The 556-nt window shown below is 67.1% G+C and carries 1 protein-coding gene; it reads left to right on the top strand.

All coding sequences use genetic code 11. From position 1 onward, the window contains the following. Positions 1-24: 24 nt before the first annotated feature. Positions 25-556 (top strand): transposase (locus tag ACTWP6_RS30430; protein ID WP_443189653.1); only part of this gene is annotated, 532 nt, incomplete at its 3' end.

The following is a 556-nucleotide window of genomic DNA, read 5'->3' as shown; positions in this document are numbered from 1 at the left end:
CCGAAATCGACCTGCCCACCGTGCTTGCCGAACAATATCGACCTGCCCACCGTGCTTGCCGAACGACTCACCACAGCGCACCCTGACGTGCTGCGTGAGCTGCTGGCCACGTTTATCCACACCCTGATGGGTGCAGAGGCCGACGCCCTGTGCGGCGCCGGCTACGGCGAGCGCAGCACCGAGCGCACCAATTCCCGCAACGGCTACCGGCACCGCCAATTCGACACCCGCGCGGGAACATTGAATCTCGCAATCCCGAAGCTGCGGCAGGGCTCGTACTTCCCGGACTGGCTGCTGGAACGCCGCAAACGCGCCGAGCGGGCGCTGACCACGGTGGTGGCGACCTGCTACCTGCTCGGGGTTTCGACGCGGCGGATGGACAAGCTCGTCGAAACGCTCGGCATCACGTCGTTGTCGAAGTCGCAGGTGTCGGTGATGGCCAAGGAACTCGACGTCGCCGTGGAGGCGTTTCGCACCCGACCGCTGGACGCCGGCCCGTACACGTTCGTCGCCGCCGACGCCCTGGTCCTCAAGGTCCGCGAGCAGGGCCGGGTGG

It is taken from the genome of Mycobacterium sp. 4D054, from assembly GCF_052245755.1.
Taxonomy (GTDB): domain Bacteria; phylum Actinomycetota; class Actinomycetes; order Mycobacteriales; family Mycobacteriaceae; genus Mycobacterium.
This window is presented reverse-complemented; position numbering and strand designations above follow the sequence as displayed.